The organism is Arthrobacter sp. Y3221157, from assembly GCF_059089865.1.
In genome coordinates this window covers 1-4,169 of record NZ_JBNHFD010000150.1, presented here as the reverse complement: position 1 = coordinate 4,169, position 4,169 = coordinate 1, and the positions used below count along the sequence as shown (strand labels likewise).

Below are 4,169 nucleotides of genomic sequence, written 5' to 3'. Positions count from 1 at the left end.
GGGCCACCACTGCTGCCGTTTGGATCGCGCAGGCCGCCGCCGGCCTGGGGGTCCGTGTGCTGCTGGTGGACGGCGACCCCTGGGGCGGAGGAGTGGAGCTTGCCATCGCCGCCGAGGAAAACCCGGGCCTGCGCTGGCCGGACCTGTCCGATGCCCGGGGCAGCATCGATCCCGTGCAGCTTTCGGACTCCCTGCCCGTTGCAGGCGGGTTCTCCTTCCTGTCGTGGCCCGCCAGCAGGGACCAGCCGGTTCCGGTGGCTGCCTCCACCACGGTGGGTGTACTGGACGCTGCCCGGCGGAGCTACGAACTGGTGGTGGTGGACATAGGCCGCCGGACAGAGCCGCTCCAGGCCTTTACGTGGGATTGCGACCGGATTCTGGTGGTGGTTCCCGCACAGCTCAAAGCTGCCGTGGCGGCGGCGCGGCTGCTCCAGGAGTTCCCTCCGGTTGAGGCTGCCCTCCTGGTCCGCGGAAAGCCCGGTTCCACGCTGGACGGGCCGCTGCTCTCCGACGCCATTGGGCTTCCCGTCCAGGGCCGGGTGCCGGAATTGCGCGGGGTGGCCGCCGCGGTCGAGGCCGGCAGGCTCCTTGACCTGGGCAAGCGGCGAAGCATCCGGCACTTCGCCGCATCCGTCCTCGACGCACTGGGTGATGACATGTTTGTGGAGGAACTGGCATGAGGCAACACCCCGGGCCGCTGGTGCCGGGCCCGGTCCTGCCCGGCGCCGAACCGGCCGGACCGCCGGCAGCCCGGCCGGGCCCGGGGCCTGTCCGGCGGCGCGACAACCGTGGACAGGACAGCCGGCGCCGGGTTGACGCCGGGCTGCTGGAATCCGTGCGGGAATCAATGATGGCAGAGGCAGGTGCGGTTACGCCGTCGCGGGTGGCAGCCGCCGTGCAGGCCACCGGGAAGCTCCTGGGCACCGCGGGTGCCCTGGCCGCTGCGGAACGGATCAGCGCGGAGCTGAACGGCCTGGGTCCGCTCCAGGAACTCACGCGCGATCCGGCCGCCACCGATATCTTCGTGAACGCACCGGATTCGGTGTGGGTGGACCGGGGCCGCGGCATCGAGCGCACGGCCATCATTTTCGACAACGAATCCCAGCTGCGGGCACTGGCCTGCAGGCTGGTGGCAGCTGGCGGCCGGCGGCTGGACGACGGCTCACCCTGCGTGGATGTGCGCCTGGCCGGGGGGTACCGCGTCCACGCGGTCCTCCCTCCGGTCTCCACGGCAGGTACCCTTCTGAGCGTTCGTATCCGCCGGGAACGGGTCTTCTCCATGGCCGAACTCGGGGCGGCCGGAATGTTCAGTCCACAGCTGCAGGATGTCCTTCGCAAAGTGGTGGAGCGCAGGTTGAGCTTCCTGGTCAGCGGTGCCACCGGGTCGGGCAAGACCACCCTGCTGTCAACCCTGCTGGGGCTGTGCTCGCCGGAGGAGCGGCTTGTCCTGATCGAGGATGCGGCAGAACTGAATCCCCTCCATCCGCACGTGGTGTCGCTCGAGTCCCGGCACGGAAACCTGGAAGGCGGCGGCGAGGTGGACCTCGGCGAACTGGTCCGGCAGGCGCTGCGCATGCGCCCGGACCGGTTGGTGGTCGGTGAGTGCCGCGGAGCGGAGGTACGCGAGCTCCTCACGGCCATGAACACCGGCCACAGCGGCGGGGGCGGCACCATCCATGCGAACACTGCCGCCGCGGTGCCCGCCAGGCTGACGGCGCTGGGCGCCCTGGCCGGGCTGGGCCCGGACGCCGTGAGGCTCCAGGCAGCAAGCGCCCTTGACATCGTCATCCACGTTGAGCGGACTTCCCGGGGACGGGAAGTGTCCTGCATCGGCGTCATTGGTGACGGCACGGACGGTCTGGCGGTCGTTCCCGCGCTGGAAACCGCTGCGGGCGTGCCTGGCCCGGCGTGGCCGGCGCTCGCGGCCCGGCTGGGGATCCGGGCGGGGGATTTGTTGTGATCCTGCTGCTGGCCGCCACCCTCGGCCTGGCGGCCGTCCTGCTGCTGAGGCCGCCACATGGGGCCCCGGCCAGGCTCCGCCGCGCGGCAGGACAGTACCGGGCTGTGCCCTTTGCCGGTGCCGGGCGGTTTACCATGCCCGGGGCTTTGCGGAAGCGGGGGCGTTCGGCGGGGCGGGGCAGTCAGCCGGCAGCCTCGGCCCTGACCCTGGTGGTCCAGCAACTCGCAGCCCTGCTGAAAGGCGGACGGACGCCCGGCCGGCTCTGGGAGGAGCTGTGGGTGGTCTACGGTACGGCGGGCAGCGGTGCGCCGCCGGCGCACCCACCGGCCAAACTCTTCCGACCGCGCCCTGTGCAGTCCCCGGACCGGAACCGTGCCGCCAGCCAGCAGGAGCGGCGGCCCGGCGCCGGACTGTCGGCAGGTTCCGTGGCAGTGCTTGCCGCTGCCAGGGCTGCAGCAGCAGGCGGCCGGCCCGTTTCCGAGGCCATCCGCAGGACCTTGGATTCGACGTCCACGGTCCGGGACCGTGAAGCACGAATCTGGTGCGAGCTGGCGGCCTGCCTCGATATCGCGGAAGCCAGCGGATGTCCCCTCGCCGATGTGCTTACACGATTCGCGGCCCAGCTCGAAGTGGAGGACGACGCCGACGCTGCCCGGCAGACAGCCCTGGCAGGCCCAAAGGCCACCGTAACCCTGCTGACCTGGCTGCCGCTGATGGGGTTGGGCCTGGGAGCGGCGCTGGGGGTGGATCCTCTTGCCATTCTGCTGGGAACACCCCTGGGCCTGGCAGCGCTGGCGGCCGGGATAGCGCTCACTGCTGCCGGCCGGGTGTGGTCCGCGCGACTGGTGTCGGCCGCCGCCGGGGCAGGAGTGCCATGAGTGGAAACGTCCCGCTGGCCGCCGCCGTCTTCCTGTCACTTGCAGCTGCCGCCTGCCTCATCTGCTCGGACAAATGGACGGCGAGGAAACGTCTTCGTCTCCTGCGCATCAACAAACTGGCCCCGGCTGTCCTGTCCGCCGGCGAGGCAGGAACCATACACAACCGGGGCGGGCCTGGCCTGCGAGATATCGCCATGATGCTCGAACTGGTGGCGGCGATGCTGGACGCAGGTTCCAGCATCGGACGGTCACTGGAACTCGTGGCAGCGTCGGCCTCAACCCGGTACCGCGGGGCGCTCCGGCCGGTAGTGTCCGCCCTGTCCATCGGCGCCGACTGGGAGACCGCCTGGCGCAGCTCAGCCGTCCGGCTCCCCGAGATCCTGGAACTGCGTGACGCCCTTGGCTTCGCCGCCCTCACCGGCGCACCGTCGTCGGCCATTCTCTATGCCCAAGCAGCAAGGCTGCGCCGGGAGAGATTCCGGGCGGCAGAGAAACGCGCAGCCTCGCTCGGCGTGAAACTCGTCGTCCCGCTGGGACTCTGCTCGCTCCCGGCCTTCATCTGCCTGGGCGTGGTTCCTGTCCTGCTGGCCCTGGTGCCCTCCGGCAGTTAGCCACGTCTTTCCCTCCACACCGGCCGGGAACCTGGCCTTTTCCACTTAGGCCACCCGGGGACTTACCGGTCCTGTCCGGGACCGGAAGAGTCAAGACAGCCGGCAACATCACCGGCCCCAGGAAAGGAAACACCACATGTCCATTAACCACCACCGCCGGTACTACGCCGGACCTGCCGCGTTCCGTCCGGCCGCTCCGGACCGGGAAGGCAAGAGGTCCCACAGGGCACGTATGAATACCGGCAGCATCCTGTCGGCTAACGTTGTGGAGCTCTACCCGGATTCACGCCTGCCCCGGAAGCACAGCGGAACCATCAGGCTGATGGGTTCGGAGGCGGGCATGGCCACCGCCGAATACGCCATCGCCACACTTGCTGCGGTTGGCCTGGCGGGCCTCCTTGTTTTCATCCTCCGCAGCGACGAGGTCCGCGGCTTCCTGCTGACCCTGATCCGCACCGCGCTGGCACTGCCGTGACCGCTGCGCCGGCCGCGCTCCAGTACCGGACAGCCCGGACCGTTCCCTTCTGCCCGGAAGGCGGGGAAGCCGGCACCGGGGGACACCGCAAGCCCGGGCCCGGACACGGAAGCAGCATGTCGAACTCGGGACGCGGCGCGGTCACTGCCGAGTTCGCCGTGGCGCTTCCCGCGGTGCTTGCCCTGCTGGCCATGCTCCTGGCGGGGGCTGCGGCGGGGGAAACCCAGCTGCGGATCGAGGAAGGG

General features: G+C 70.3%; 5 protein-coding genes and 1 pseudogene. All 6 read left to right on the top strand.

The window, feature by feature from the left end; all coding sequences use genetic code 11:
• The coding region (ssd, locus tag AC5RTT_RS19880) for a septum site-determining protein Ssd (protein ID WP_494146610.1) at positions 1 to 680 on the top strand (680 nt) is incomplete at its 5' end.
• The gene (locus AC5RTT_RS19875) at positions 677 to 1,960 is read left to right on the top strand and encodes a TadA family conjugal transfer-associated ATPase (protein ID WP_494146609.1); all 1,284 of its coding nucleotides are present in this window, start codon (positions 677 to 679) and stop codon (positions 1,958 to 1,960) included. The genes ssd and AC5RTT_RS19875, both read left to right, overlap by 4 nt.
• Positions 1,957 to 2,838 (top strand): hypothetical protein, encoded by an 882-nt coding sequence (locus tag AC5RTT_RS19870; RefSeq protein ID WP_494146608.1) that lies wholly within the window; start codon positions 1,957 to 1,959, stop codon positions 2,836 to 2,838. Before AC5RTT_RS19875 ends, AC5RTT_RS19870 begins: the two co-directional genes overlap by 4 nt.
• Entirely contained in the window at positions 2,835 to 3,449 is a 615-nt protein-coding gene (locus AC5RTT_RS19865; RefSeq protein WP_494146607.1) for a type II secretion system F family protein, read from the top strand. Before AC5RTT_RS19870 ends, AC5RTT_RS19865 begins: the two co-directional genes overlap by 4 nt.
• Before the next feature lie 136 nt (positions 3,450 to 3,585).
• Positions 3,586 to 3,924, top strand: coding sequence for a DUF4244 domain-containing protein (locus AC5RTT_RS19860; RefSeq protein ID WP_494146606.1), 339 nt, complete (start codon positions 3,586 to 3,588; stop codon positions 3,922 to 3,924).
• A 116-nt stretch (positions 3,925 to 4,040) separates the two neighbouring features.
• A pseudogene (locus AC5RTT_RS19855) lies at positions 4,041 to 4,169 on the top strand (TadE family type IV pilus minor pilin); the annotation flags it as partial.

Excerpts from the sequence above, each read along its gene's own strand:
- AC5RTT_RS19875 (WP_494146609.1), top strand. The coding sequence starts at position 677 with ATGAGGCAACACCCCGGGCCGCTGGTGCCGGGCCCGGTCCTGCCCGGC.
- AC5RTT_RS19865 (WP_494146607.1), top strand. The coding sequence starts at position 2,835 with ATGAGTGGAAACGTCCCGCTGGCCGCCGCCGTCTTCCTGTCACTTGCA.
- AC5RTT_RS19860 (WP_494146606.1), top strand. The coding sequence starts at position 3,586 with ATGTCCATTAACCACCACCGCCGGTACTACGCCGGACCTGCCGCGTTC.